Source organism: Mycolicibacterium flavescens (genome assembly GCF_001722335.1).
In the GTDB taxonomy this organism is placed as follows: domain Bacteria; phylum Actinomycetota; class Actinomycetes; order Mycobacteriales; family Mycobacteriaceae; genus Mycobacterium; species Mycobacterium flavescens.
On record NZ_MIHA01000001.1, the window covers coordinates 173417 to 198591 of the forward strand.

The window sequence follows — 25175 nt, forward strand, 5'->3', positions numbered from 1 at the left end:
TAGGCTGGAAGCGGGCCGATTCCGCGCCCGATTCTCGGCGCACCGTAGGAGGGCCATGCGACGTCGGCCGTCGAGGCTGGTGAGGGCGGTCGTTTCGATCGCCGCTGTGATTCCCGTCGTCGCTGGTTGCAATGCCCAGGTCAACGGTATGGCGCCGGAACCCGCAACGCCGCACCTGACCGTCGTCGTCCCGCAGGGCACCATGGCGCCGCTGCCCGAGGCGGCCCTCGACGAGCCGCCGCCGTCGTTCACCGGGCTGCAGGAACGCATCCGGCAGGCCACCGAGGACGGCAGGGCCGCGGGCGCCGACATCAGCGTGACGGTGCTCGACCGTTCGACCGGCCAGCGGGTGTCCAACGGCAACGACCGCGGGGTGGCGATCGCCTCGGTGGTCAAGCTGTTCATCGCCGACGACCTGCTGTTCCGCGACGAGCCGTTGAGCGAGCAGGACCGCGAATCGTTCGACACGATGCTGCGCGTGTCCGACGACAGCCCCGCCGAGGTGTTCTGGAACCGGGGTGGCGGCAGCGCGATCGTCACCCGCGTCGCGCAGCGGTACGGGCTGACGGGCACCCGCCCGCCGGGCAACGGACGCTGGTTCAACACCATCAGCACCACCGCGGACCTGGTCCGCTACTACGACATGATGCTGTCGGGCGCCGGCGGGCTGCCTACGCAGAAGGCGGAGATCATCCTCGACGATCTCGCGGCGTCCGCGCCCGTCGGCATCGACGGGATGATGCCCGGCGGGGTGTACCCGCAGCGGTTCGGTATCCCCGACGGCCTCTACGAAGAACCGGTGGCGGTCAAACAGGGCTGGATGTGCTGCATCGGAGCCGACTGGGTGCACCTGTCGACCGGTGTCATCGGGCCCGATCGGCGTTTCGTGATGGCGATCGCCTCCGATCAGGCCGCCGGCGCCGCCGAGGCCCGCGACACCATCACCGAGGCCGTCAAGACGATGTTCCCGGACGGCGCGATCTAGTCGTCGAGCAGATCGGGGCGGCGCTCCCGGGTGCGCTGCAGACCCTGCTCGTGTCGCCAGGCCGCGACCTTGGCGTGGTTGCCCGACAGCAGCACCTCGGGCACGTCCAGGCCGCGCCAACTGGGCGGCCGGGTGTAGCTGGGCGCCTCGAGAACTCCGTGCGAGTGCGAATCGTCTTCGTGGGACGCGGGATTGCCGAGCACGCCGGGCAGCAACCGGACCACCGCCTCGATCATCACCAGCGCGGCCGACTCCCCGCCGGGCAGGACGTAGTCGCCGATCGACACCTCGGCGACCCGCATGCGGCGCGCGGCGTCGTCGGCGACGCGCTGGTCGATGCCCTCGTAGCGACCGCAGGCGAACACCAGGTGTCTCTCTGCCGCCCACGCCTGCGCGTCGGCCTGGGTGAAGAGCCGTCCCGCCGGCGTTGGCACCACGAGAAGCGTTTCCGCCGAGCAGATTTCGTCGAGGGCCTCACCCCAGACCGGTGCCGTCATCACCATGCCGGGGCCACCGCCGTAGGGGGCGTCGTCGACCGAACGGTGCACATCGTGGGTCCAGCGGCGCAGGTCGTGCACCGCCAACTCGACGATGCCGGCGTCGATCGCCCTGCCCGGCAACGACTGTCGAAGCGCGTCGAGGTAGGCCGGGAAGATGGTCACGACGTCAATGCGCACCGCTGTGCATCCTCACTGGAGTTCCAGCAGTCCCTCGGGCGGATCGATCTCGATGGTCTGATCGGCCAGCGACACCGAGGTGACGATCGCGGCGACGAACGGCACCAGCACCTCGGCGCCGTCCTCGGCGGTCACCGACAGCAACTCCCCCGCCGCGGTGTGCAGCACCTCGGAGACGTTGCCGACGAGGCGGCCCTCGGTGGTGACGACGCGCAGCCCCTCGAGTTGATGGTCGTAGAACTCGTCGGGGTCGTCGATCGGGGGCAACTCCTGCGAGTCGACGAGGAACAGCGTGCCGCGCAAGGCGTCGGCGGCGGCGCGGTCGTCGATCCCGCGCAGCCGCACCAGGAGCCGACCGCCGTGCGCGCGCACCGTCTCGACGACGAACTCGCGTTCGGTGCCGCCCCGACCGGGCCGACCGCGAAGCACGGCGCCCGGCGCGAACCGGGTGTCGGGATCGTCGGTGCGGACGTCGACGGCCAGCTCACCGGTGACGCCGTGCGCCTTGGCGACGCGCCCGACCACCAGGTCCATGGCTGATTGCCCGCCCGGTCTACTGGTCGGTGTCCACCACGTCGACGCGGATACCGCGACCGCCGATCCCGGCGACCAGGGTGCGCAGCGCGGTGGCGGTGCGGCCGCCTCGGCCGATCACCTTGCCAAGATCGTCGGGGTGCACGTGCACCTCGACGGTGCGCCCGCGCCGGTTGGTCACCATGTCGACGCGGACATCGTCGGGGTTGTCGACGATTCCGCGCACCAGGTGTTCCACCGCGTCAACGACGACAGAACTCACGGCCGTGCTCAGCTCTCGGTGGCGGACTCGTCCGCCGCGCCCTCGGTGGCACCGGCGACGGTGGCGTCCGCGCCCTCAGCCGGCGGCTCGGACTCGTCCTTGGTCGGCGCCGGATCCGCGGCGGCTTCAGTCTCGGCGGCCTGCCCTGCCTTTTTGGCTGCGGGCGCCTTCTTCTTCTTGGGCTGGGTGGCCTCGGTGCTCGGGCCGCCATCGGCCTCGGCCAGCGCGGCGTTGAACAGGTCCAGCTTGCTGGGCTTGGGCTCCTTGACCTTCAGCGTGCCCTCGGCGCCCGGCAGGCCCTTGAACTTCTGCCAGTCACCGGTGATCTTCAGCAGCTGCAGGACGGGCTCCGTCGGCTGCGCGCCGACCCCGAGCCAGTACTGCGCGCGCTCCGAGTCGAGCTCGATCAGGCTCGGCTCTTCCTTCGGGTGGTAGCGGCCGATGACCTCGATCGCGCGCCCGTCGCGGCGGGTGCGGGCGTCGGCGACGATGATGCGGTACTGGGGGTTGCGGATCTTGCCAAGCCGCGTGAGCTTGATTTTGACAGCCATGGTGAAGCACTTCTCCTGTGATTGCCACGCTGCAATTCAGCGGTCGAGGCGGGATGCCCGGACCCGGTTTTGCCTTACGTGTGTGACCGCTGCGGGGCCGTAATCCCGGAGCAGACAGCCGCCTATTGTGCCAGACCAGCGGCGACCGGCAAAAATCGTGCCCGGGTACGGGGCTCTCGCCCGTCCGCGTTGAATGCAGTCAGATCCCGAGAACCGCCTTCGCGATCAGGAAGTAGATCAGCAGACCGGTCGCGTCGACGAAGGTCGTGATGAACGGATTGGAGAAGACTGCCGGGTCCGCGCGGATTGCCCGTGCGAGCAACGGCATCGCCCCGCCAACCGTCGCCGCCATGGTGCACACACTCAGCAGCGTCAGCGCGATCACCGTCCCCAGCGCGCGTTCGTACACCGCGGACGTCACGACGAAGGCCACAGCACCCAGCAACAAGCCCAGCGCCAGCCCGACACGGAACTCGCGGAACAACACCTTGAACAGATCGCTCGGCCTGACGTCGCCGAGGGCCAGCGCTCGAGTGACGGTAGTGGCGGCTTGGTTTCCAGTGTTGCCTCCCGTGCCGATCAGAAGCGGCACAAACAACGCCAGCGTCACCGCCTCGGCCAACGTCTGCTCATACACCTCGAGCACCTGAACGGTCAGCGTCGCTCCGATGGCCAGGACGAGCAGCCAGACCACCCGCGAGCGCACCAGGCTCGCCACGGGCGCTGTCAGATAGGGCCGACGCAGTGGTTCGACACCGCTGATGCGGGCCTGGTCCTCCGATTCGGCCGACTCGAGGATGCGCAGCGCGTCGTCGACGGTGAGGATGCCGATCAGCCGGGTCTCCGTGTCAACGATCGGCAGGGTCAGCACCTTGAGATCGGCACACCGGCGGGCCGCGGTTTCGGCGTCGTCGGTGGCGTACGCCCACTGCACCGGACGCATCAGTTGTCCGATCGTCGTTTCGGGCGCGGCGCCGAGCAGCTCGCGAAGACTGACCACCCCGACGAGTACCCGCTCGTCGTCGGCCACCGGGAGCGTGTAGACGGTCTCGGCGTCGGCCAGATGGCGCGACACCCGCGACATCGCCTCGGCAGTGGTCATTCCGGGGCGCACGGAGACAAATTCCGGACTCATCCGGCGCCCGATCGAACCCTGCGGATAGCCGAGGATGTCGGCGGTCATGGCGCGTTCATCGGGCGGCAGGCCCTGCAACAGCCGGTGCGCCACCGTCGCCGGTAATTCGTCGAGCAACTCGACGCGGTCATCGGGATCGAGGTCGGCGAACAGTGCGGCCACCGCATCGTCCTGCAGGGCTTCGACGAGATCGCGCTGCAGACTGGCGTCCAGGCTTTCGAACACCTGCAGTGCGAGGTCCTTCGGCAACACTCGATACAGCACTGCCTGTTGCCTGCGGTCATGACGTTCCAACGTGGCCGCGATGTCGGCCGCCGGGAGAGTCCGCACCTCGGCGGTCATGGCCGCCACGTCCAGGCGGTCGATGGCGTCACAAAGGGCCTTCACGGCCGCATTCCGACGGTCGGTCTCAACGTCACCCGTCACGGGTGACCCTCGAGCCGCGCCTTGACGTCCGGAAAGCGGTCGTCGATGTAGGCGCGGTGGTCGATGTAGGCGTCGTGGGTGGAGACCCGGCTCCCCTTCCTCAACATGGATCGATTGAACACGGTTCGGGCTCGTCGAGTGAACTGGTAGCGGTCCGGCACTTGTTCACGACCTCATTCACGCTCGGCGTCGCGCCGGCGGGCACGATGGTGGATCGTTTCGCGCACTGGCACCGTAGGTACAGATATGAATCCGCTCCGACGCAAACTGATGGCCGCCACCGCCCGGCAGCTGGGCCGCCCCCACGGGCCGTTCGGACTGGTCGTCGCGAAGAAGCTCAACCGGTCCAACGAGCGCGCCGTCGCGGCCGCGGTCGACGCGACCGGGGTCGGGCCCGGTGCGGTGGTCACCGACGTGGGGTTCGGCGGCGGGGTCGGGTTGCGGCTGCTGCTCGACCGGGTCGGTCGCGGCGGCGTGGTGCACGGGGTCGAGGTCGCGGAAACGATGCTGCGGCGCGCCCGGCGGGGCTTCGCGCGCGACATCGCGGCGGGCCGGCTGCGGTTGCACGACGGATCGCTGACCGCGCTGCCGTTCGACGACGGCGTGCTCGACGCCGTCGTCACCGTCAACACGGTGTACTTCATTCCCGATCTCGACGCCGCCTGCGCCGAGTTGGCCCGGGTCGTGCGGCCGGGCGGCCGGGTCGTGATCGGCATCGGCGACCCCGACGTGATGCGCCACGCGCCGTTCACCGCCTACGGGTTCACGCTGCGGCCCGTCGACGAGGTCCGCGCGGCTCTCGCAGGCACCGGGCTGACCGTCGAGCACCGGCCGATTGCCGACCACCCCATCCCCCGGCACGTGCTGGTCGGGCGCTGACGGTTCAGAGCAGCTTGTCGAAGCACTTCTCCTCGACGCGCCTGCTCATCCGCCACCCGTCCGCGGTGCGGATGAACTCGTCGACGTACCAGATCCCGACGAAATAGATTGGCGCACCGTCTTTGTGCGCACCGCCCATCACCATGGGGTTGAAGCAGATGGCTCGCGACGTGGCGTGATTGCCGGACACGCGGATGTCGACGTTGCCGAGCATGTGGTAGTACGCCGGGAAGTTCGGCAGCACGTCCTTGAGCCAGGCCTTGACGTCCGGAAAACGCCCGTCGACGCCGCCGGTCACCCGGTAGTCGATGTAGGCGTCCTCGGTGAACACCCGGTCGAGGTCGTCGAACCGCTTCTGGTCGATGGCCGTCGAGTAGTCGATCAGTAACTGCTGGATCTCCAGGCGGTCCGAGATCTCCTCCAGGCTCAACATGCGTCGATTCAACACGGTGCGGGCTCGCCGAGCGTGAAGTGGTGGCGGTTCGCGGTCTGAATCCAGGGCCGGATTTCCAACCCTGGGTTCACGCTCGAGGTGCGGGGTTAGGCTCGGGACCCATGCGCAGAACCGTGACCTGGCTGGCGATCATCGGCGCGCTGCTGACCGCGCTGTGCCCGGCAGCGGCCGCCGCGCCGGCCGCGGTGCAGCAGCCGGCCGGCTCGGTGCCGATTCCCGACGGGCCGGCCCACGCCTGGGTCGTCGCGGACATGGACAGCGGCGCGGTGTTGGCCGCGCGCGACGAGTACGGGCAGTACGCCCCGGCGAGCACCATCAAGGTGCTGCTGGCCCTGACGGTCCTCGACGAGCTCCCGCTGGACATGACGGTGGTCGCGAACGAGGCCGACACCCGGGTGGAGTGCAACTGCGCGGGCGTCGCTCCCGGCATCGTCTACACCACGCGGCAACTCCTCGAAGCGGTGCTGCTGGTCTCGGGCAATGACGCGGCCAACACGCTGGCCACCATGCTGGGCGGGCGCGATGTCGCGGTCACCAAGATGAACGCCAAGGCCGCGCTGCTGGGCGCCTACGGAACCAACGTCGGTTCGCCGTCGGGGCTGGACGGTCCGGGCATCGACATGTGGTCTTCACCGCACGATCTGGCGGTGATCTTCCGCGCCGCGATGGCCAACCCGGTGTTCGCGGCGATCACCGCCCAGCCGACCGCGGTGTTCCCGACCAGAACCGGCGACAAGGTGCTGGTCAACCAGGACGAGTTGCTCAAGCGTTACCCCGGCACGCTCGGCGGCAAGACCGGGTTCACCGATCGCGCGCAGAAGACATTCGTGGCCGCCGCGCAGCGCAACGGCCGCCGGTTGGTGATCGCGATGATGTTCGGGATGGACAAACCCGGCCAGCCGACGTACTGGGATCAGGCCGCCGCCCTGTTCGACTGGGGATTCGCGCAGCCTGCCGGCACCAGTATCGGCGCCCTGTAGCGCTGCCGAAGTTGCTCAATCGCAACGAATCCGAGACCGGCGCGGACAGCGCGGCGGATACGCTCGGCGGCCATGCGAAGCTTGCTGGCTGCGTTGGCCATCGCGCTGTCAGCGGCTCTGGGTGTCGCGGCGCCCGCCTCCGCGCAACCCGGCGGTGAGCCGTCGGGCGCGGTCGCTCTGCCCGACGGGCCCGCGCAGTCGTGGGTGCTCGCCGACCTGGACTCCGGGCGGATTCTGGCCTCCCGCAACCCGCATGAACCCCGCGCGCCGGCAAGCACGATCAAGGCGCTGCTGGCGATCGTCGTACTGGACGCGCTTCCGCTCAACGGCGTGATCGCGGCGCGGCCCGCGGCGGCCGACGTCGAATGCTCGTGCGCCGGAGTCAAAGCCGGCCGGCCCTACACCGTGCGTCAGTTGCTCGACGGGCTGATGCTGGTGTCCGGCAACGACGCGGCCAACGTCCTCGCCGACGGCCTCGGCGGCTACCGCGTCGCCGTGGCCAAGATGAACGCCAAGGCCGCGTCGCTCGGTGCGCGCAGCACGCGGGTGTCGTCGCCGTCCGGACTCGACGGGCCGGGGATGGAATCGTTCACCACCGCAACCGATCTCGCGATGATCTATCGACATGCATTGCGGTATCCGGCTTTCGCCGCGATCGTGCGCCAGCCGTCGTCGCTGTTCCCGACTGACAGCGGCCCCAAGACCATCACCAACCAGAACCAGCTGCTGAAGAGGTATCCGGGCACACTGGTCGGCAAGACCGGCTACACCAACCTGGCCCGCGATACGTATGTCGCTGCGGCGCAACGCAATGGTCGACGGTTGGTGGTCGCCCAGCTCTACGGCAGCGGGGACCTGTACGGCCAGGCGATCAAGCTGTTCGACTGGGGTTTCGCCCAACCCTGACCTCCGCCCGGTTTGTGTGGCGAGCGTGCGTGTCTGCGCCCCGACACGCCGCGAAAAGCCAACACTTTGCGCACGTTCGCGCCGCGACGAGCGTGCGCGAACACAGCGGAAACTCCGGCGCGTCGCCACCAGACACGCACGCTCGCGGTACGAAGGCGAAGCAAACTAGGCGAACACGCGGCCGCGCAGGATCACCACGTCGGGGTGGTTGAGGACGGCCGCGCCGCGGCGCGGATCCTCCGAATAGCACACCAGATCGGCGGGGGCGCCGTGCTCCATCGCGGGCCGGCCCAGCCACTCGCGGGCGCTCCAGCACGCCGCGCCCAGCGCCTCGGTCGCCGACATCCCGATGCGGGTCAGCGCCTCGATCTCGTCGGCGATCCGCCCGTGCGCCACCATGCTGCCCGCGTCGGTGCCCGCATAGATCGGCACCCCGGCCTCCCGGGCCGCCGCGATACGCGGATAGCACTTCTCGTGCAGATCCCGCATGTGCCGGGCGTACGTCGGGTATTTGGCCGCCGCGTCCGCGATGCCTGGGAAGTTCGCGATGTTGATCAGCGTCGGCACCAGCGCGGTGCCGTGCTCCACCATCAGGTCGATGGTGTCGTCGGTCAGACCGGTTCCGTGTTCGATGCAGTCGATGCCGGCCTTGATCAGCCCGGGCAGCGCGTCCTCGCTGAACACGTGGGCGGTGACGCGGGCGCCGTTGTCGTGGGCGGCGTCGATCGCGGCCTTGAGCACCTCGTCGGACCACAGCGGCGCCAGGTCGCCGACCTCACGGTCGATCCAGTCCCCGACCAGCTTGACCCAGCCGTCGCCGAACCGCGCCTGTTCGGCGACCGCGGCGGGCAGCGCGGACTCGTCCTCCAGCTCGATCGCGAAGTCCCGCTGGTACCGCTTCGGGCGCGCGAGGTGGCGGCCGGCGCGGATGATCTCGGGCAGGTCGTCGCGGTCGGCGAGGCTGCGGGTGTCGATCGGCGATCCGGCGTCGCGCAGCAGCAGCGCCCCCACGTCGCGTTCGACCTCGGCCTGCGCGATGCAGTCGTCGAGGTTGTCGAGCGGACCGTGATCGCCGAGGCCGACGTGACAGTGCGCGTCGACCAGGCCGGGCAGCACCCAGCCGCCGTCGAAAACCGTCTCCGCGCCGCTGACCGGTTCGGCGCTGAGCGCGCCGCGGTCGATCCACCACTCCACCGGCTCCCCGGTCGGCAGGCCGCGACCCCGAACGTGCAGCGCCACGCTACTTCTGACCCGGGAACTTCAGCTTCGACAGGTCGATGTCGGCCAGCCCCGGCGGCAGTTCGTCGAGCCCCTTGGGCATGTCGGACAGATCCGGGAAGCCCGCGGGCAGTCCCGGCATCCCCGCGCCGAGCGGATTGCGCACCTTCGGCGGGGTCGGACCCTTGCCGCCCTTCTTGCCCTTCTTCTTGTTCTTGGCGTTCTTGCGGTTGTTCTTGCGGCCGAACGGCATTCCCATCTGACCGGCCATGCTCGACATCATCTTGCGGGCCTCGAAGAACCGTTCGACGAGCTGGTTGACCTCGCCGACCGTGACACCGGAGCCGTTGGCGATCCGCAGCCGCCGGGACCCGTTGATGATCTTCGGGTCGGCGCGCTCCTCCGGCGTCATACCGCGGATGATGGCCTGCAGCCGGTCGAGCTGTTTGTCGTCGACGGCGGCCAACGCGTCCTTCATCTGACCGGCACCGGGCAGCATGCCCAGCAGGTTGCCGATCGGGCCCATCTTGCGGATCGCCAGCATCTGCTCAAGGAAGTCCTCCAGCGTCAGCTCACCGCTGCCGATCTTGATGGCGGCCTCTTCGGCCTTCTGCGCATCGAAGACCTGTTCGGCCTGCTCGATCAGCGTCAGCACGTCGCCCATGCCCAGGATCCGGCTGGCCATCCGGTCGGGGTGGAAGACGTCGAAGTCCTCGAGCTTCTCCCCGGCGGAGGCGAACAGGATCGGCACGCCGGTGATCTCGCGCACCGACAGCGCGGCGCCGCCGCGGGCGTCACCGTCGAGCTTGGTCAGCACGACGCCGGTGAACCCGACGCCCTCGCGGAACGCCTCCGCGGTGGTCACCGCGTCCTGGCCGATCATCGCGTCGAGCACGAAGATCACTTCGTCGGGGTCGACGGCCTCGCGGATCGCGGCGGCCTGGCTCATCAGCTCGTCGTCGATGCCGAGGCGGCCCGCGGTGTCGACGATGACGACGTCGTAGTGCTTGGCCTTGGCCTCGGCCAGGCCGGCCGCGGCGACCGCCACGGGGTCACCGGGCGCGGCGTCGGCGGCACCGTCGGCGGACACGCCCGGATGCGGGGCGAACACCGCGACGTCCGCGCGCTGGCCGACGATCTGCAGCTGGCTCACCGCGCCGGGCCGTTGCAGGTCGCACGCCACCAGAAGCGGGGTGTGCCCCTGCCCGCGCAGCCACTTCGCCAGCTTGCCGGCCAGGGTCGTCTTACCGGAGCCCTGCAGACCCGCCAGCATGATCACCGTCGGCGGGTTCTTGGCGAACGTCAGCGAGCGGGTCTCACCGCCGAGGATCCCGATCAGTTCCTCGTTGACGATCTTGACGACCTGCTGGGCCGGGTTGAGCGCACCGGAGACCTCGGCGCCGCGGGCCCGTTCCTTGATGCGGTTGACGAACGCGCGCACGACGGGCAGCGACACGTCGGCTTCCAGCAGCGCCAGCCGGATCTCCCGGGCGGTCGCGTCGATGTCGGCGTCGGTCAGCCGCCCCTTACCGCGCAGCCCCTGCAGGGCGCCGGTCAACCGGTCGGACAGGGATTCAAACACGCCGTCCAGCCTAATGGGAGCGCGACGGTGACCGCCCCGGCAGGGCGGACGCGCCCGCGATCAGCTGGCTTCGGAGACCGGCTTGGCCGGCGGCGGCGTGGGCAGCACCGCGTACAGGTCGCGGTCGAGGTCCTCGCGCAGCGCCGGACCTGCGGTGATACCGAACAGGTCGACGACCGACGAACCCAGCGTCGTGACCTTCGCCCAGGCGATGTCGACACCGTCGCGTTCGAACACGGCGGTGAGCCGAGCCAGCAGCCCGGCACGGTCGGTGCTGCGGATCTGGGCGACGAGCTCACCCGGCCTCGCGCCGTCGGACCACAGGATCCGCGGCGGTGCGGCGACGTGGTTGATCGGGACCGCGGCCGGGACCTCCCCGGCGCGGCCCGACCCGTGTTTCGACGCGTCGCGGTCGCGGCGGTCCAAGGCCTCCAGCACGTCGAGTTCGCCGTCGAGCGCGAGGATCAGTTGCTGGCGCAGCAGTTCGGCGGCCGGCGGCGCACCAAAGTGCGGGGACACCACGAACGTGTTGATCGCCGCACCCTCGTGACCGTTGACCGACGCCGAGTGCACCCGCAGCGAGTTCAGCGCCAGCACACCGGCCGCCTTCGACAGGAACCCCCGCCGGTCGGGCGCGATCATCGTGACGTGATGGATCTGCGGGCTGTCACCGGGGGTCATCTCGACGTGCACGCCCACTTGCGAAGCTATCGAAAGGTGCCGGGGATCAACGGGATCCGGCTGCGGCAGCGGTTCCCCGGCCATCACCATCCTGCACCGACCGACCAGATCCCCGATCAGGGAGGCCTTCCAGTCGCCCCACACTCCGGGTCCGGTGGCCAGCGAGTCGGCCTCGGCCAGCACGTGCAGCAGTTCCAGCAGAACCAGATCGCCGTCGAGTGCCTCGGCCACTGCGGCGATCGTGGCGGGATCCTGCAGGTCCCGGCGGACCGCGGTGTGCGGCAGCAGCAGGTGGTGGCGGACGACTTTGGACAGGATCTCCACGTCCGACGGCCACAGCCCCAGCCGGGTGCCGATCTGGGTGGCCAGCTCGGCACCGATCACGCTGTGGTCGCCGCCGCGCCCCTTGCCGATGTCGTGACACAGCGCGCCCAGCAGCAGCAAGTCCGGCCGGGACACGCGGGTGGTGAATGCGCTTGCCCGCGCGACGGTTTCGACGAGGTGACGGTCGACGGTCCAGATGTGCACGACATCTCGCGGCGGTAGGTCGCGCACCGCGCCCCATTCGGGGAACAGCCTGCCCCACAGGCCGGTGCGGTCGAGAGCCTCGATGGTGGCCACCGCCGACGGTCCCGCGGCGAGCATCACCAGCAGGTCTTTGAGCGCCTGCGCCGGCCACGGGGTGCGCAGTTCCGGTGCGGCCGCGGCCAACCGGGCCAGCGTCGACGCGGCCATCGGCAGGCCGGTGGTCGCCGAAGCGGCGGCGACCCGCAGGATGAGCCCGGGGTCGCGTTCGGGGCGCGCGTCGCGAGCCAGGATGACCTCTCCCGCGAATTCGATGACTCCCTCGTCGAGGGGTCGGCGCGACGGGCGGCGCAGCGCGGCGAATCCGCGCCGCGGCAGCGCGTTGCCCGCGGTGCGGATCCCGGCGTCGACGTAGAAACTGATCGTGCGCGCGGCATCGGAGAGCATGCGGGCCAGGTCGAACCGGTCACCGATGTGCAGTGCGGCGCCGATCTCGTCGGCGTGCTGCGCCAACAGCAGGTCGCGACCGCGCCCGGCGACCCGGTGCAGTTCGGTGCGCACGTTGAGCAGCGCGAGATGCGCTTCGCCGAGTGTGCCGATCGGCGAGGCCAGGCTCCGGTTGGGATACACGTCGGTCAGCTGGGCGATCGACAGGGCGTTGAGCAACTGCACGTCGCGCAGCCCGCCGCGGCCGCATTTGAGGTCAGGTTCGGCGCGGTGCGCGATCTCCCCGCTGCGGCCCCAGCGCGCCCTGGTGTGCTCGACGAGTTCGTCGAAGCGGGAGGCGATTCCGGTTCGCCACTGCCGTCGGGCCCCGCCGATCAACAGCGACGACAGATCCGAGTCACCGGTGATGTGACGGGCCTCGAGCATCGCCAGGCCCGCGGAGATGTCCTCACCGGCCACCTTGAGCGCCTCCGGAACGGTACGCACGCTGTGGTCGATGCGAATGTTGGCGTCCCACAGCGGATACCACAGCAGCTCGGCGACCTGGCTGACGATGTCGGTGGGCATATTGTCGTGCAGCAGCGTCAGGTCCAGGTCGGAGTGCGGGACGAACTCCCCGCGCCCCAGCCCGCCGGTCGCGACGATCGCAAAACCACTGGTCGGGGTGATCCCGATCTCGGTGGCCTTTGTGGTGAGCCAGAACTCGTGCAGATCCTGCAGCGCCTCGCGCAGCGCAGCCGAATCCAGTTGGCGCGCACCGCCGGAGAGCAGCTGCTTGGCGGCAGCGGCCAGGTCGGTGGCGGGACGGGACGAGCCCGCCGCCGGCGCCACCCATCGAGAGGGGGCACCGGCGGCGGGTCGCTGTTTCTCGGTCATCTCGTCATCTCCCCACCTGTCGGAATCAGCAATCGGTTCATCGGGTCGGGAGACGACCTCTCATTTGGTCAAGCGGCTCAAAGGGCGTCGGCTCCGCGTTCTCCGGTGCGTACCCGGACCACGGTGTCGACGGGGCTGACCCACACCTTGCCGTCGCCGATCTTGCCGGTGCGTGCGGCCTGGACGATGACGTCGACGACCTTGTCGACAGACGCGTCGTCGACCACGACCTCGACACGCACCTTCGGCACGAAATCGACGGAGTATTCAGCGCCGCGGTACACCTCGGTGTGACCCTTCTGGCGTCCGTAGCCCTGAACCTCGCTGACGGTCATGCCGAGAATACCCGTCTGTTCGAGTCCGGTCTTGACGTCTTCGAGCGTGAACGGCTTGACGATCGCAGTAATCAGCTTCATGTAGTCGATCCCTTCCGAGGAAATTGTTGCCGATCAGACGAGCTCGTAAGCGGTTTCGGCATGTTCGGTCGCATCGATGCCGGTGTCCTCGTCCTCTCGGCTGACCCGCCAGCCCAACGGTTTGACAATAAAGGCAATGATCGCCGTCATGATGCCAGTGAAGATGACGGCCACCAAGGCGATCACCACCTGCACCACCAGCTGCTGCACGCCGCCGCCGTAGAGCAGGCCGGTCTCCGTCGCCAGGAAGCCGATGCCGACGGTGCCCCACAGGCCCGCCACCAGGTGCACACCGACGACGTCGAGCGAGTCGTCGTAGCCGAACTTGTACTTCAGCCCGACCGCCAGCGCGGACAGCACACCGGCGATGACGCCGAGGATCAGCGACCCGATCGGCGAGAGTGAACCGCAGGCCGGTGTGATCGCGACGAGGCCGGCGACGACGCCGGAGGCGGCGCCGACGCTGGTCGCGTGGCCGTCCCGGATGCGCTCCACCAGCAGCCAGCCCAACATCGCGGCGGCGGTGGCGGCGGTGGTGTTGACCCAGACCAGGCCGGCGAGCATGTCGGCCGCGCCCTCGGATCCGACGTTGAAACCGAACCAGCCGAACCACAGGATGGCAGCGCCCAGCATCACGAACGGAATGTTGTGCGGCCGGTAGGCGACCTTGCCGAAGCCGGTGCGCTTGCCGAGCAGCAGCGCCAGCACCAGTGCGGCCATGCCCGCGTTGATGTGAACGACGGTGCCACCGGCGAAGTCGATCGGCGAGACGTTCGCGGTGCCTTCCTCGCTGACACCGAACATCTTGGCCGCGATGCCGTTCTCAGCGCCGGACAGCAGACCGCCGCCCCAAACCATGTGCGACAGCGGGAAATACACCAGCGTGACCCAGATGCCGCCGAACACCAGCCAGGTGCCGAACTTCATGCGCTCGGCCACCGCGCCGCTGATCAGCGCGACGGTGATGACCGCGAAGGTCAATTGGAAGCCGACCCACACGATGGCGGGCACGGTGCCGAAACCGCCGATGACGTAGAGCGTGTCCGCACCGACTTCCTTGGCTTCCAGCAGCGGGCTCAGGCCGAACAGCGCGAACGGGTTGTCGAAGATGCCCGCGATGTCGCTCTCACCGGTGTGCGCGGAGGCGAACGACATCGAGTAGCCCCACAACACGTAGATGACGCTGACCACGCCGAGCGACCCGAACGACATCATCATCATGTTCAGCACGGACTTCTGGCGGGACAGCCCGCCGTAGAAGAACGCCAGGCCCGGTGTCATGAACAGAACGAGTGCCGCGGCGGTGAGTACCCATGCGGTGTCGCCTGAGCTCAACCCGTCTGGGCCGAACGGCGCGAACGCATCATCGGGTAGAGCTAGGGGTAAGGCTGAAACCACTTTGTGTGAACCTCCTTGGGAAGTGCGCCGATCGGATCGGCCTCCCGAAGAGACTCTTTGGCTCGCGTTTCACCTGTGATTCTGTTCCGTTTCCGTTAAGTGAACGGACACGTCAGAAGCGTTACGCTCGTGTTTCGCACGCGCGCGGCCAGCAAAAACGGGTCCGGACACGACTCGACGATGTCTCGTCGGACTAACCGAGTAGCGCGTCGACGAACGCCGCCGGTTCGAACGGCGCCAGATCGTCGGCGCCTTCCCCGAGCCCAACGAGTTTGACCGGAACGCCGAGTTCCTGTTGCACGCGGAACACGATTCCGCCCTTCGCCGTGCCGTCGAGTTTGGTCAGCACCACACCGGTGATGTCGACGACCTCAGCGAACACGCGCGCCTGCGGCAGACCGTTCTGTCCGATGGTGGCGTCGAGGACCAGCAGCACCTCGTCGACCTCGGCGCGCTTGCTGACCACCCGCTTGACCTTGCCCAGTTCGTCCATCAGGCCGGTTTTGGTGTGCAGGCGCCCGGCGGTGTCGATGACGACGACGTCGGCGCCGTCGGCCACACCCTTGTCGACGGCGTCGAACGCGACCGACGCCGGGTCGGCACCCTCGGGTCCGCGCACCACCTGCGCGCCGACCCGCGACGCCCAGGACTGCAGCTGGTCGGCCGCCGCGGCGCGGAACGTGTCGGCGGCGCCGAGCACGACGCGGCGGCCGTCGGCCACCAGCACCCGCGCCAGCTTGCCGACCGTCGTCGTCTTACCGGTGCCGTTGACACCGACGACCAGCAGCACCGACGGCTTGTCGGCGTGCGGCAGCGCCCTGATCGAGCGGTCGAACTCGGGGCGCAGCTCTTCGATGAGCACCTCGCGCAGCACCGCGCGGGCGTCGGCTTCGGTGCGCACCCCGCTGGACGCCATCCGTGCGCGCAACGACGTGACGACCGACTCGGTGACCACCGGGCCGAGGTCGGCGATCAGCAACGTGTCCTCGACCTCCTCCCAGGAGGCCTCGTCGAGGTCACCGGCGCCGAGCAGGCCGAGCATGCTGCGGCCCAGCGTGTTCTGCGAGCGGGCCAGCCGTCCGCGTAGCCGCTCGAGGCGGCCCTCGGTCGGCGCGATCTCGTCGATCGCGGGCGCGGCTGGGGTCGGCTCTTCGACCGGTTCTCGGACGGGTTCTCGGACGGGTTCTTCGACGGTCTCCTCGACCGGCTTCTCGACCACCGGCGGAGTCTCGACCGGCTTCGGCACCGGCTTCACCGGAGCCTCGGGCAGCTGCACGTCGGCGATCGGGCGTTTCGGGGCGTCCCGCGGGACGGTCGCGTCGTCGCCGACGGCGGGCAGCCCGCTGGTGTCGATCCGCTCGGCGGGCTGAGGCGGCGCGGTCGGCGCGGACTGCGAGAACGTGATGCCCGAAGAGGCCGTGTAACCGCCCGAGCGGTCGACCGCGGCCGGGGTGTCGGTCTTCTTCAGGCTGATCTGGCGGCGCCGGTAGCGCACCAGCCCGATGATGAGCGCGGCCACGAGCAGAACGGCGATGACCGCGACTGCGATCCACAAACCTTCGGTCACCGAACCATTGTCTCAAGATGGCTCGGCGTCTCCCCCGCGCCCTCAGTTGGGGGCAGTCAGTTGGTGGAGGCGAGCAATTCCTGCCCGCGCATGCGCTGGCTGATGACCGTGGTGATGCCGTCGTCGCGCATGGTGACGCCGTAGAGCGCGTCGGCGACCTCCATGGTCGGCTTCTGGTGGGTGATGACGATCAGCTGTGAGCGTTCCCGCAGCTGCTCGAACAGGCTGATCAGCCGGCGCAGGTTGACGTCGTCGAGCGCGGCCTCCACCTCGTCCATCACGTAGAACGGCGACGGCCGGGCCCGGAAGATCGCGACCAGCATCGCCACCGCGGTCAGCGACTTCTCGCCGCCGGACAGCAGCGACAGCCGCTTGATCTTCTTGCCGGGCGGGCGGGCCTCGACCTCGATCCCGGTGGTGAGCATGTCATCGGGGTTGGTCAGCAGCAGCCGGCCCTCGCCGCCGGGGAACAACGTCGAGAACACCTGGGTGAACTCGCGTTCCACGTCGGCGTAGGCCTCGGTGAAAACCTGCAGGATCCGCGCGTCGACGTCGTCGACCACGTCGAGCAGGTCCTTGCGCGCGCCCTTGACGTCCTCGAGCTGGGTGGACAGGAAGTTGTAGCGCTCCTCGAGTGCGGCGAACTCCTCGAGCGCCAGCGGGTTCACCCGGCCCAGCTCGTTGAGTTCGCGTTCGGCCTTCTTCGCGCGGCGTTCCTGCGTCGGCCGGTCGAACGGCATCGGAGCCGGCGCGGTGACCTGCTCGCCGCGTTCCCGGGCCTGCTCGTACTCGGCCATCTCCAGCTCGGTCGGCGGCAGCGGCACGTCGGGGCCGTACTCGGCGATCAGGTCGGCGGTGGCCATCCCGAACTGTTCGAGGACCTGCTCTTCGAGTTGTTCGATGCGCAGCGCCGCTTGGGCTTTGGCCACCTCGTCCTTGTGCAGCGCGTCGGTCAGCGCGTTGCTCTTGGCGGTCAGCTCGTTGACCTCGTCGCGGGTACGGGCCAACGCCGTCGACCGGTGTTGCCGCTCGGCGGCCACCTCGTCGCGCACCCGTGACGCCACCGCGACCACCGCGCTCAGCCGTTGCGCGACAAGGCGTCCCGACTCGGCGACCGCAGCGGCCACCGCGGCGGCGTGCTCGCGGGCCTCGCGCGCCCGCTGGGCCCGCAGCCGGGCCTCGCGTTCGGCCGTCGCCGCCCTGCGCAGTGAATCAGCCCGGCCGCGAACGGCGTTCGCGCGTTCCTCAGCGGTGCGCACGGCCAGCCGGGCCTCCACCTCGGCGGCGCGGGCGACCTCCGCGGCGGCCATCGTCTCCTGACGGTCGACCGGTTCGGCTTCGAACATCGGCGCCTGCTGCGCGTTGTGCAGGCGCTGTTCGAGCTCGCCGAGTTCCTCGACGGTGCGGGCGCGGTTGGTTTCCAGCTCGGCGCGCTGCTGGATCAGCCGTTGCCATTCGTCGTCGGCGGCGCGGGCGTCCTGGCCGAGCCGGCCCAGCTGCTCGTAGATCGCCGAGATCGCGGCATCGGACTCGTTGAGCGCCGCGAGCGCCTGCTCGGCGGCGTCCTGCCGGCTGGACTGCTCGGCCAACGCGCCCGCCAACGCGGCCGACAACTCGCCGACCTGGGTCTCGGCGGCCTCGAGTTCGGCGCGGGCCTTGTCGACCTCGGAGGCGATCTCCAGCGTGCTGACCTTGCGATCCGAGCCGCCGCTGAGCACGCCGGCGCCGACCAGGTCGCCGTCGGTGGTGACCGCGCGCAGCCCCGGGCGGGCGGTGGCCAGGTCCAGCGCGGCCGACAGATCCCCCACCACCGCGACGTCGCCGAGCATCGCGTGCACCGCACCGACCAGCCGCTGCGGCGCCTCGACCAGATCGACCGCCCAGTGCGCGCCGTCCGGAAGCGAATCACGCTGCGGCACAGCGTGATCAGGCCAGTCGCTGAGCACGATGGCGGCACGTCCGCCGTCGGATTCCTTGAGTGCGGCGACCGCAGCGCGGGCCGCGGCGGCGTTCTCGGCGGCGACGGCGTCGGCGGCCGCGCCGAGGACGGTCGCGACGGCCACCTCGTAGCCGCTGCGCACCTTCAGCAGGTTCGCGACCGACCCGAGAAGTCCTGCGTCGCTGCGGTTCTCCTGCAGCCAGGCCGCGCCGTCCTTGCGGTCGAGACCGACCGAGAGCGCTTCGATCCGGGCCCGCAACGATGCCACCTGCCGTTCGGCGCTGCGCTCGGCGGCCTGCAGTTCGGCGACGCGTTCGTCGGCCAACCGCAGCGCGGTCACGCTGCGGTCGTGTTGTTCGTCGAGCCCGACCTCGCCGGCGTCGAGTTCCCCGACGCGGCCCTGTACGGTCTCGAACTCGGCCTGGGTGTGCTGGGCCTTGGCGGCGGCCTCCTCGATGGCGCCGCTGAGCCTGCTCACGGTCTCGTCGATCGACTCCACGCGGGTCCGCATCGTGTCGACCTGGCCCGACAGCCGGGCCAGCCCTTCGCGGCGGTCCGCTTCGGCGCGGGCGGCGGCCATGTGGGCGCGTTCGGCTTCGGCGGCCATGCGCTCGCACTCGCCGAGTTCGGCGCGAGCGGCTTCGAGTGTGCTGCGGGATTCGGTGAGTTCGTCGAGCAGTTGCCGTTCCTGGGCGGCAATCTCGTCGGCCTGCGCGTCGAGTTCGTCGGGGTCCGGCCCGGTCGACATCTCGGGCTCGCCCTCCAGATGCTGGGCCCGTTCGGTCGCGATGCGGACCGTCGCGCTGACACGTTCGGCCAGCGCCGACAGCGAGAACCACGTCTGCTGCGCGGCGTCGGCTCGCGCGCTGAGGGTTTCGACCGCCGACTCGTGGGCGCTCAGCTCGACGGTCTTGGCCTCCAGGCGGGCGGCGATCTCGTCGTGCTCGCGGCGCAGCGTGGTCTCGGCCTGGTTGGTGTTCTCGAACTCGGTGCGGCGGGTGACCAGGTCGTCGGCGGCCAGCCGCAGCCGGGCGTCGCGCAGATCGGCCTGGATGGTCTGCGCACGCCGGGCCATCTCCGCCTGCCTGCCCAGCGGTTTGAGCTGGCGGCGCAGTTCGGTGGTCAGGTCGGTGAGCCGGTTGAGGTTGGCCGACATCGCGTCGAGCTTGCGGACCGCTTTTTCCTTGCGCTTGCGGTGTTTGAGGACGCCGGCGGCCTCCTCGATGAACGCCCGCCGGTCCTCGGGCCGCGACTCGAGGATCTCCGAGAGCTTGCCCTGCCCGACGATCACGTGCATCTCGCGGCCGATGCCGGAGTCCGACAGCAGTTCCTGGACGTCCATCAACCGGCAACTGCTGCCGTTGATCTCGTACTCGCTGCCGCCGTCGCGGAACATCCGCCGGGTGATCGAGACCTCGTTGTATTCGATCGGCAGTGAGTTGTCGGAGTTGTCGATGGTGACGTTGACCTCGGCACGGCCCAGCGGCGGCCGCGACGACGTGCCGGCGAAGATGACGTCTTCCATCTTGCCGCCGCGCAGCGTCTTGGCCCCCTGCTCGCCCATCACCCAGGTGAGCGCGTCGACGACGTTGGATTTGCCCGAGCCGTTGGGCCCGACCACGCACGTGATGCCTGGCTCGAAGCGCAGAGTCGTCGGCGAAGCAAACGACTTGAAGCCCTTCAGGGTCAGACTCTTGAGGTGCACGACGTGCCACACTACCGCCGGAACGGCTATCGCTCGGTGAAGCTTTCTAGCGAGTCGCGAGGTTCGGTGAAGTCGGCGACGACGTTGTCGACGCGACCGGGGGTGTCGCCGCTTCGCAGCAGGTCAAGTAGCCGATCGCAGGCCTCGCGCGGGCCCTGCGCGACAACCTGGACCCGGCCGTCGGGCTTGTTGGCGGCGTAGCCGGTCAGCCCGAGTTCCAGCGCGCGCGAGCGGGTCCACCAGCGGAAGCCGACGCCCTGGACGTGGCCGTGCACCCAGGCCGTCAGACGTACCTCAGCTAACTCCTGCATCATCAACCTCAAATGTCACTTCCGCCCCGGCCTTGAGCGTGCGGCCGACCGTACAGACCTGGTCGATCGCGCGCTCGACCACGGAGAGCACCCGCGCGCGCTCCGACTCGGAGAGCCCGGACAGGTCGAGCTCCATGCGTTCGGCCAGCCGCGGATAGCGCTCGGCCTCGCGGTCGGCGGCACCGGACACGCGGATCGTCGTCGTGTAGTCCTCGCCGAGGCGGCGCTGCAGGGGGATGTCGCTGGCCATCCCGCTGCACGCGGCCAGCGCGATCTTCAACAATTCGCCGGGGGTGAAGACGCCGTCGACGTCCTCACTGCCGACGAGCACCTGCGCGCCCCGCGAACTGCGTCCGGTGTACCGGCGCGCTCCGGTCCGCTCTACCCAAAGTTCGGTCATGGCCCCATCTTCGCCCAGACCGACGAATTGGCGGAAAACCGCGCGCGCAATCGACCATTACGTCGCTCTCGGCAAGGTTCGGCGCACCCGCGGGCGCGGCTGGCATCTCGGGCAGTAGAACGAGGAGCGGTTCATGAACTTCTCCCGCCGCATGACGGCTCCGCAGCGGCGGCACGGTTCGCCCTCGCGGCCGTAGGCGTCCAGCGAGCGGTCGAAGTACCCGGACTCGCCGTTGACGTTGACGTACAGCGAGTCGAACGACGTCCCGCCCTGGGCCAGCGCCTCACGCATCACCTCCGCGGCCGCGTCGAGCACTTCGGCCAGCTTGGGCCGGGTCAGCGACGACGCCAGCCGCGCGCCGTTGACCTTGGCCCGCCACAGCGCCTCGTCGGCGTAGATGTTGCCGATGCCCGAGACGACGGTCTGGTCGAGCAGCTGCCGTTTGATCTCGGAATGCTTGCCGCGCAACACTTTCACGACACCGTCGCGGTTGAATCGCGGGTCCAGTGGGTCGCGCGCGACGTGCGCGACGGGCACCGGCACCTCGCTACCGTCAACGGTGACCATGTCGGTGAGCATCCACCCGCCGAACGTGCGCTGGTCGACGAAGCTCAGCGCGGTCCCGTCGTCGAGCAGCGTCGCGATCCGCAGATGGTCCTCGCGCGGCAGCGGGCCGAGCAGCATCTGCCCGCTCATGCCCAGGTGCACCACCAGCGCGGAGCCGTCGTCGAGCGTCAGCCACAGATACTTGCCGCGCCGCCCGGTGCCGACGATGCGCGAACCCAGCAGCCGCGCGGTCAGATCCCCCGGCCCCGCCTCGTGCCTGCGCACGGCGCGGGGATGGTGCACCCGCACCGCGGTGATCGCCTTGTCGACGACGTGTGCGGCCAGTCCCCGGCGCACGACCTCGACTTCGGGAAGCTCAGGCATCTACCTCAGCGGCGGTCAGCGCCGTCCACGCGGCCGCGGCCGCCTTGAGTTCGGCTTCCTTCTTCGTGCGGCCCACTCCCCTGCCGTACTCGGTTTCGGCGACGACGACGGTCGCGCTGAACTCCTTGTCGTGGTCCGGGCCGCTCGAGGTGACGATGTAGGACGGCGCGCCGAGCCCGCGGCCGGCGGTGAGTTCCTGCAGGCTGCTCTTCCAGTCCAACCCGGCGCCCAGCGTCGGCGCGGTGTCGAGCAGCGATGCGAACAGGCGCAGTATCACCTCACGCGTGACCGTGATGCCGTGCTCGAGATAGATTGCGCCGAGCAGGGATTCGACGCCGTCGGCCAGGATGCTCGCCTTGTCGGCGCCGCCGGAGTTCTCCTCGCCCTTACCCAGCAGCAGGTGCGTGCCGAGGCCGCCCTCGGTCAGGTGGCGCCCTACCTCGGCCAGCGCCTGGGTGTTGACGATGCTGGCCCGCAGCTTGGCCAGATCACCCTCGGAGCGCTCCGGATGACGGTGGTAGAGCTCTTCGGTGATCGTGAGTCCCAGCACGGCGTCGCCCAGGAACTCCAGGCGCTCGTTGGTCGGCAGTCCGCCGTTCTCGTAGGAGTAGCTGCGGTGGGTGAGCGCGACGGTCAGCAATTCGTCCGGCAGTTCGACCCCCAGCGCAGCCAACAGCGCGGCGCGGTCAGTCACGCGCGTCCTTACTGATCCCAGACTCGCTCTCCTGCCCACCGGCGTCGAACATGCCGGCCAGCTTGGCCCAGCGCGGGTCGAGGCGTTCGTGGTGGTGTCCGGGTTCCGCGGTGGCCAGCGCGATACCGCACTCCGGGCACAGACCGGCGCACTCCGGGCCGCACAGCGGCGCGAACGGCAGCGCGAGTCCGACGGCGTCGACGATCGGCTGCTCGAGGTTCACGGTGTCGTCCACCACGCGGCCGACCTCGTCGGCCTCGGTGGTCTCGTCGGTGGCGCTGTCGGGATAGGCGAACAGTTCGGTCAGCTCGATCTCGACCTCGCCAGTGACCGGTGTCAGACATCGCGCGCACTCGCCCGACGTCGGCGCCGACACGGTGCCCGAGACCAGGACGCCCTCCGAGACCGACTCGACCCGCACGTCGATGGTCAGCGGTGCGCCTTCGGCGATCGCGATGAGGTCGAGCCCGATCCTCGACGGACTCGGCACCGTCTCGTGGACAGCCACCATCGACCCGGGTCGTCGACCGAGCCGGGAGAGGTTGATGACGAGCGGCGATTGTGACGCGCGGTGCGTCGCCGCTCTGGCATGCGTCGCCATAGACGTCCAGTTTACGGCGATCGCCGGGCGGCTACCGAGCCGCGTAGTCGTGGGTGCCGGCGGCGGTCCGCAACTGGTGCCTGCCACGCCCGACCGAGCGCAGTGTGCCGTTGAGGAAGTCCTCGAACTCGGCGAGCTTGCTGTCGACGTAGATGTCGCATTCGCCGCGCAACCGGTCGGCCTCGGCGTGCGCCGAGTCGATCAGACGGGTGGCCTCGGCGGTCGCGGTCTGCACGATCTCGGTCTGCGACACCAGCCGCTGCTGTTCCTTGATGCCTTCCTGCACGGCCTTCTCGTAGGCCAGGTTGCCGCTCTCGATGAGGCGGTCGGCCTCGGTCTTGGCGCGTCCGGTGCTGGCCTCGTACTCGCGCTTGGCGGTCGCGGCGATCCGGGTGGCCTCGTCGCGGGCCTCGACGACCATCCGCTCGCTGTGCTGGCGGGCCTCGGCGACCATCCGGTCGGCCTGGGCCTTCGCGTCGGCCAGCAGCCGGTCGGCTTCGGCGCGGGCGTGGTTGAGCACCGAGTCGGCCTCGGCGGTGGCCGTCGACACCATCGAGTCGGAGTGCTCCTTGGCTTCGCGCAGCAACCCGTCCCGGGCGTCGAGCACATCCTGGGCGTCGTCGAGTTCACCGGGAATCGCGTCCTTGATGTCGTCGAGCAACTCGAGGACATCGCCGCGGGGCACCACGCAGCCGGCCGTCATCGGCACGCCGCGGGCTTCTTCCACAATCGCGCTCAGTTCGTCGAGCGCCTCAAAAACTCGGTACACGGCAACACCCTCCAGGCGTAGTTGACGGTTACTAGTGTGCCTGGTGTTACGCCTGTGACTCAGCTTCCCGCCCGGTGTGTCGCCGGTCGACTTGTTTGCCGCGAGCTTCGAGCCACTACCCCAGACCCCTTGGCCGCCGAACGTGAACTGTGCGCGAGAGCTTCGACCACCAGCTCACGTCCGGCGCGACGAGGCGCTACTTGACCACGGCCCCGATCAGGTCGCGCGCGCGGTCGAGCATCGACGCGAACGGGCCGACCGCGAAGTTCGCCTTGGCCGACTCGACCCCGGCGTGCGGATGCGTCGGCGCGATGGCCTCGGCGGCCTGGACCGCACCGGCCATCACCTTCAGGTCGTTGTCGTCGAGTTGCTGCTGCAGCCGGCTGAACTCCTCGCGCTCCTCGAGTTCGGCGTGCTCGATCACGTCGTCGCGGAACTTGGTCAGTTCGGTGATGAACTCCTGCGACGCGATGTCCATCTTCTCCAGCCGCGACAGGAACTCCTTGGCCTCGTGCTCTTCCTTGAGCCGGGCGTCGACGACCGCGTCGCCGTCCTCGACCGCCGAGCGGGCCCGTGGATGCACGACCATCTCCTCGGCGGTCTCGTGCACGGCGAGCAGTCGGCGCAGATCGGTGAACGCCTTCTCGCGGGCCTTCGGATGGGAGGCGCCGAGCACCTCGTCGAACAGATCCTTGATCAGGTTGTGCTGGTCGGTCAGGAACTTGACCACGTCACTGGTGTCCTGGACAAACGTGTCCACCATGGCAGAACCTCCTGCGGTGTCGAGTGATGGCGCTGTTGGGCTGGTGCGCCATGTGCGGACTACCCGCGCAGGGGGGTTCTAATCTCGGCGAAGCTTTGCCTGCAACCGCTCGTTGACCGCCGCGGGAAGCAGATCGGACACGTCGCCGCCGAGTGAGGCGACCTCCTTGGCCAACGACGACGACACGAACGAGTAGCGCGGCGTGGTCGCGACGAAGAACGTGTCGACGCCCGCGACATGTTTGTTCATCTGCGCCATCTGCAGCTCGTACTCGAAGTCGGCTCCGCTGCGCAATCCCTTGATGATCGCGGTCATCCCGCGCTGGCGGACGAAGTCGACCACCAACCCCTCGCCCGACTCGGCCCGCAGGTTGGGCAGGTGCGCGGTGGACTCCTCGATCATCGCGATGCGCTCGTCGAGGGTGAACATGCCCTTCTTGTTCGGGTTGACGAGTACGGCGATCACCACCTCGTCGAACTGCGCGGCCGCGCGCTCGAAGATGTCGATATGGCCGAGAGTCACCGGGTCGAAGGATCCCGGGCATACCGCGCCGCTCATGACCGA

General features: G+C 69.3%; 25 protein-coding genes. 4 read left to right on the plus strand and 21 right to left on the minus strand.

The window, feature by feature from the left end; all coding sequences use genetic code 11:
* Positions 1-55 precede the first annotated feature (55 nt).
* Positions 56-985: a serine hydrolase gene (locus BHQ18_RS00835; protein WP_069411670.1), complete on the plus strand. Its 930-nt coding sequence runs from the start codon at positions 56-58 to the stop codon at positions 983-985.
* Here BHQ18_RS00835 and trmD read toward each other — a convergent pair.
* From trmD to mgtE, 5 genes are all read right to left on the minus strand, one after another.
* Positions 982-1662 (minus strand): tRNA (guanosine(37)-N1)-methyltransferase TrmD, encoded by a 681-nt coding sequence (gene trmD / locus BHQ18_RS00840; protein WP_069411671.1) that lies wholly within the window; start codon positions 1660-1662, stop codon positions 982-984. The two genes, BHQ18_RS00835 and trmD, sit on opposite strands and share 4 nt — an antisense overlap.
* Before the next feature lie 12 nt (positions 1663-1674).
* Positions 1675-2196, minus strand: coding sequence for a ribosome maturation factor RimM (rimM, locus tag BHQ18_RS00845; protein ID WP_069411672.1), 522 nt, complete (start codon positions 2194-2196; stop codon positions 1675-1677).
* A 19-nt stretch (positions 2197-2215) separates the two neighbouring features.
* Entirely contained in the window at positions 2216-2458 is a 243-nt protein-coding gene (locus BHQ18_RS00850) for an RNA-binding protein (protein ID WP_003928628.1), read from the minus strand.
* A gap of 8 nt (positions 2459-2466) precedes the next feature.
* Entirely contained in the window at positions 2467-3009 is a 543-nt protein-coding gene (rpsP, locus tag BHQ18_RS00855; protein ID WP_069411673.1) for a 30S ribosomal protein S16, read from the minus strand.
* Between the two features lie 199 nt (positions 3010-3208).
* Entirely contained in the window at positions 3209-4486 is a 1278-nt protein-coding gene (mgtE, locus tag BHQ18_RS00860) for a magnesium transporter (protein WP_084293835.1), read from the minus strand.
* A 330-nt stretch (positions 4487-4816) separates the two neighbouring features.
* On the opposite strand from mgtE, the gene BHQ18_RS00865 reads away from it, so the two are divergent.
* Positions 4817-5449, plus strand: a complete 633-nt coding sequence (locus tag BHQ18_RS00865; RefSeq protein ID WP_069411675.1) for a class I SAM-dependent methyltransferase — start codon at positions 4817-4819, stop codon at positions 5447-5449.
* A gap of 4 nt (positions 5450-5453) precedes the next feature.
* Here BHQ18_RS00865 and BHQ18_RS00870 read toward each other — a convergent pair whose 3' ends face one another.
* Positions 5454-5882, minus strand: a complete 429-nt coding sequence (locus BHQ18_RS00870) for a nuclear transport factor 2 family protein (RefSeq protein WP_069411676.1) — start codon at positions 5880-5882, stop codon at positions 5454-5456.
* A 122-nt stretch (positions 5883-6004) separates the two neighbouring features.
* On the opposite strand from BHQ18_RS00870, the gene BHQ18_RS00875 reads away from it, so the two are divergent.
* On the plus strand, positions 6005-6883 hold the full coding sequence (locus BHQ18_RS00875) for a D-alanyl-D-alanine carboxypeptidase family protein (RefSeq protein ID WP_069411677.1): 879 nt from the start codon (positions 6005-6007) through the stop codon (positions 6881-6883).
* A gap of 72 nt (positions 6884-6955) precedes the next feature.
* On the plus strand, positions 6956-7789 hold the full coding sequence (locus tag BHQ18_RS00880; protein WP_069411678.1) for a D-alanyl-D-alanine carboxypeptidase family protein: 834 nt from the start codon (positions 6956-6958) through the stop codon (positions 7787-7789).
* A 165-nt stretch (positions 7790-7954) separates the two neighbouring features.
* On the opposite strand, the gene BHQ18_RS00885 is transcribed toward BHQ18_RS00880, so the two are convergent.
* From BHQ18_RS00885 to coaD, 15 genes are all read right to left on the minus strand, one after another.
* The gene (locus BHQ18_RS00885) at positions 7955-9028 is read right to left on the minus strand and encodes a metal-dependent hydrolase family protein (RefSeq protein WP_069411679.1); all 1074 of its coding nucleotides are present in this window, start codon (positions 9026-9028) and stop codon (positions 7955-7957) included.
* 1 nt (position 9029) lies between these two features.
* Positions 9030-10589 (minus strand): signal recognition particle protein, encoded by a 1560-nt coding sequence (gene ffh / locus BHQ18_RS00890; RefSeq protein WP_069411680.1) that lies wholly within the window; start codon positions 10587-10589, stop codon positions 9030-9032.
* Between the two features lie 60 nt (positions 10590-10649).
* On the minus strand, positions 10650-13118 hold the full coding sequence (locus BHQ18_RS00895) for a [protein-PII] uridylyltransferase (protein ID WP_069411681.1): 2469 nt from the start codon (positions 13116-13118) through the stop codon (positions 10650-10652).
* Positions 13119-13195: 77 nt separating this feature from the next.
* The gene (locus BHQ18_RS00900) at positions 13196-13534 is read right to left on the minus strand and encodes a P-II family nitrogen regulator (protein WP_069411682.1); all 339 of its coding nucleotides are present in this window, start codon (positions 13532-13534) and stop codon (positions 13196-13198) included.
* A 33-nt stretch (positions 13535-13567) separates the two neighbouring features.
* Positions 13568-14869: an ammonium transporter gene (locus tag BHQ18_RS00905; RefSeq protein ID WP_234794039.1), complete on the minus strand. Its 1302-nt coding sequence runs from the start codon at positions 14867-14869 to the stop codon at positions 13568-13570.
* Between the two features lie 256 nt (positions 14870-15125).
* On the minus strand, positions 15126-16499 hold the full coding sequence (gene ftsY, locus BHQ18_RS00910; RefSeq protein ID WP_069411684.1) for a signal recognition particle-docking protein FtsY: 1374 nt from the start codon (positions 16497-16499) through the stop codon (positions 15126-15128).
* A gap of 56 nt (positions 16500-16555) precedes the next feature.
* The gene (gene smc, locus BHQ18_RS00915) at positions 16556-20143 is read right to left on the minus strand and encodes a chromosome segregation protein SMC (protein WP_205866012.1); all 3588 of its coding nucleotides are present in this window, start codon (positions 20141-20143) and stop codon (positions 16556-16558) included.
* 26 nt (positions 20144-20169) lie between these two features.
* The gene (locus tag BHQ18_RS00920; protein ID WP_069411686.1) at positions 20170-20454 is read right to left on the minus strand and encodes an acylphosphatase; all 285 of its coding nucleotides are present in this window, start codon (positions 20452-20454) and stop codon (positions 20170-20172) included.
* Positions 20438-20854 (minus strand): OsmC family protein, encoded by a 417-nt coding sequence (locus BHQ18_RS00925; RefSeq protein WP_069411687.1) that lies wholly within the window; start codon positions 20852-20854, stop codon positions 20438-20440. The genes BHQ18_RS00920 and BHQ18_RS00925 overlap by 17 nt, the downstream gene beginning before the upstream one ends.
* Positions 20855-20911: 57 nt before the next feature.
* Positions 20912-21784 (minus strand): bifunctional DNA-formamidopyrimidine glycosylase/DNA-(apurinic or apyrimidinic site) lyase, encoded by an 873-nt coding sequence (gene mutM / locus BHQ18_RS00930; RefSeq protein ID WP_069411688.1) that lies wholly within the window; start codon positions 21782-21784, stop codon positions 20912-20914.
* Positions 21777-22478 (minus strand): ribonuclease III, encoded by a 702-nt coding sequence (rnc, locus tag BHQ18_RS00935; RefSeq protein WP_069411689.1) that lies wholly within the window; start codon positions 22476-22478, stop codon positions 21777-21779. The genes mutM and rnc overlap by 8 nt, the downstream gene beginning before the upstream one ends.
* Positions 22471-23079, minus strand: a complete 609-nt coding sequence (locus BHQ18_RS00940) for a YceD family protein (protein WP_069411690.1) — start codon at positions 23077-23079, stop codon at positions 22471-22473. Before BHQ18_RS00940 ends, rnc begins: the two co-directional genes overlap by 8 nt.
* A gap of 31 nt (positions 23080-23110) precedes the next feature.
* Positions 23111-23848, minus strand: a complete 738-nt coding sequence (sepIVA, locus tag BHQ18_RS00945; RefSeq protein ID WP_069411691.1) for a cell division protein SepIVA — start codon at positions 23846-23848, stop codon at positions 23111-23113.
* A 196-nt stretch (positions 23849-24044) separates the two neighbouring features.
* Positions 24045-24611, minus strand: a complete 567-nt coding sequence (locus BHQ18_RS00950) for a hemerythrin domain-containing protein (RefSeq protein ID WP_069411692.1) — start codon at positions 24609-24611, stop codon at positions 24045-24047.
* Positions 24612-24689: 78 nt separating this feature from the next.
* Positions 24690-25169: a pantetheine-phosphate adenylyltransferase gene (gene coaD / locus BHQ18_RS00955; RefSeq protein WP_069411693.1), complete on the minus strand. Its 480-nt coding sequence runs from the start codon at positions 25167-25169 to the stop codon at positions 24690-24692.
* Positions 25170-25175 lie beyond the last annotated feature (6 nt).

Coding starts and splice junctions, on each gene's coding strand:
- BHQ18_RS00835 (WP_069411670.1), top strand. CDS start 56: ATGCGACGTCGGCCGTCGAGGCTGGTGAGGGCGGTCGTTTCGATCGCC.
- rimM (WP_069411672.1), bottom strand. CDS start 2,196: ATGGACCTGGTGGTCGGGCGCGTCGCCAAGGCGCACGGCGTCACCGGT.
- rpsP (WP_069411673.1), bottom strand. CDS start 3,009: ATGGCTGTCAAAATCAAGCTCACGCGGCTTGGCAAGATCCGCAACCCC.
- mgtE (WP_084293835.1), bottom strand. CDS start 4,486: ATGACCGCCGAGGTGCGGACTCTCCCGGCGGCCGACATCGCGGCCACG.
- BHQ18_RS00865 (WP_069411675.1), top strand. CDS start 4,817: ATGAATCCGCTCCGACGCAAACTGATGGCCGCCACCGCCCGGCAGCTG.
- BHQ18_RS00870 (WP_069411676.1), bottom strand. CDS start 5,882: ATGTTGAGCCTGGAGGAGATCTCGGACCGCCTGGAGATCCAGCAGTTA.
- BHQ18_RS00875 (WP_069411677.1), top strand. CDS start 6,005: ATGCGCAGAACCGTGACCTGGCTGGCGATCATCGGCGCGCTGCTGACC.
- BHQ18_RS00880 (WP_069411678.1), top strand. CDS start 6,956: ATGCGAAGCTTGCTGGCTGCGTTGGCCATCGCGCTGTCAGCGGCTCTG.
- BHQ18_RS00895 (WP_069411681.1), bottom strand. CDS start 13,118: ATGACCGAGAAACAGCGACCCGCCGCCGGTGCCCCCTCTCGATGGGTG.
- BHQ18_RS00900 (WP_069411682.1), bottom strand. CDS start 13,534: ATGAAGCTGATTACTGCGATCGTCAAGCCGTTCACGCTCGAAGACGTC.
- BHQ18_RS00920 (WP_069411686.1), bottom strand. CDS start 20,454: ATGCAGGAGTTAGCTGAGGTACGTCTGACGGCCTGGGTGCACGGCCAC.
- BHQ18_RS00925 (WP_069411687.1), bottom strand. CDS start 20,854: ATGACCGAACTTTGGGTAGAGCGGACCGGAGCGCGCCGGTACACCGGA.
- mutM (WP_069411688.1), bottom strand. CDS start 21,784: ATGCCTGAGCTTCCCGAAGTCGAGGTCGTGCGCCGGGGACTGGCCGCA.
- BHQ18_RS00940 (WP_069411690.1), bottom strand. CDS start 23,079: ATGGCGACGCATGCCAGAGCGGCGACGCACCGCGCGTCACAATCGCCG.
- BHQ18_RS00950 (WP_069411692.1), bottom strand. CDS start 24,611: ATGGTGGACACGTTTGTCCAGGACACCAGTGACGTGGTCAAGTTCCTG.
- coaD (WP_069411693.1), bottom strand. CDS start 25,169: ATGAGCGGCGCGGTATGCCCGGGATCCTTCGACCCGGTGACTCTCGGC.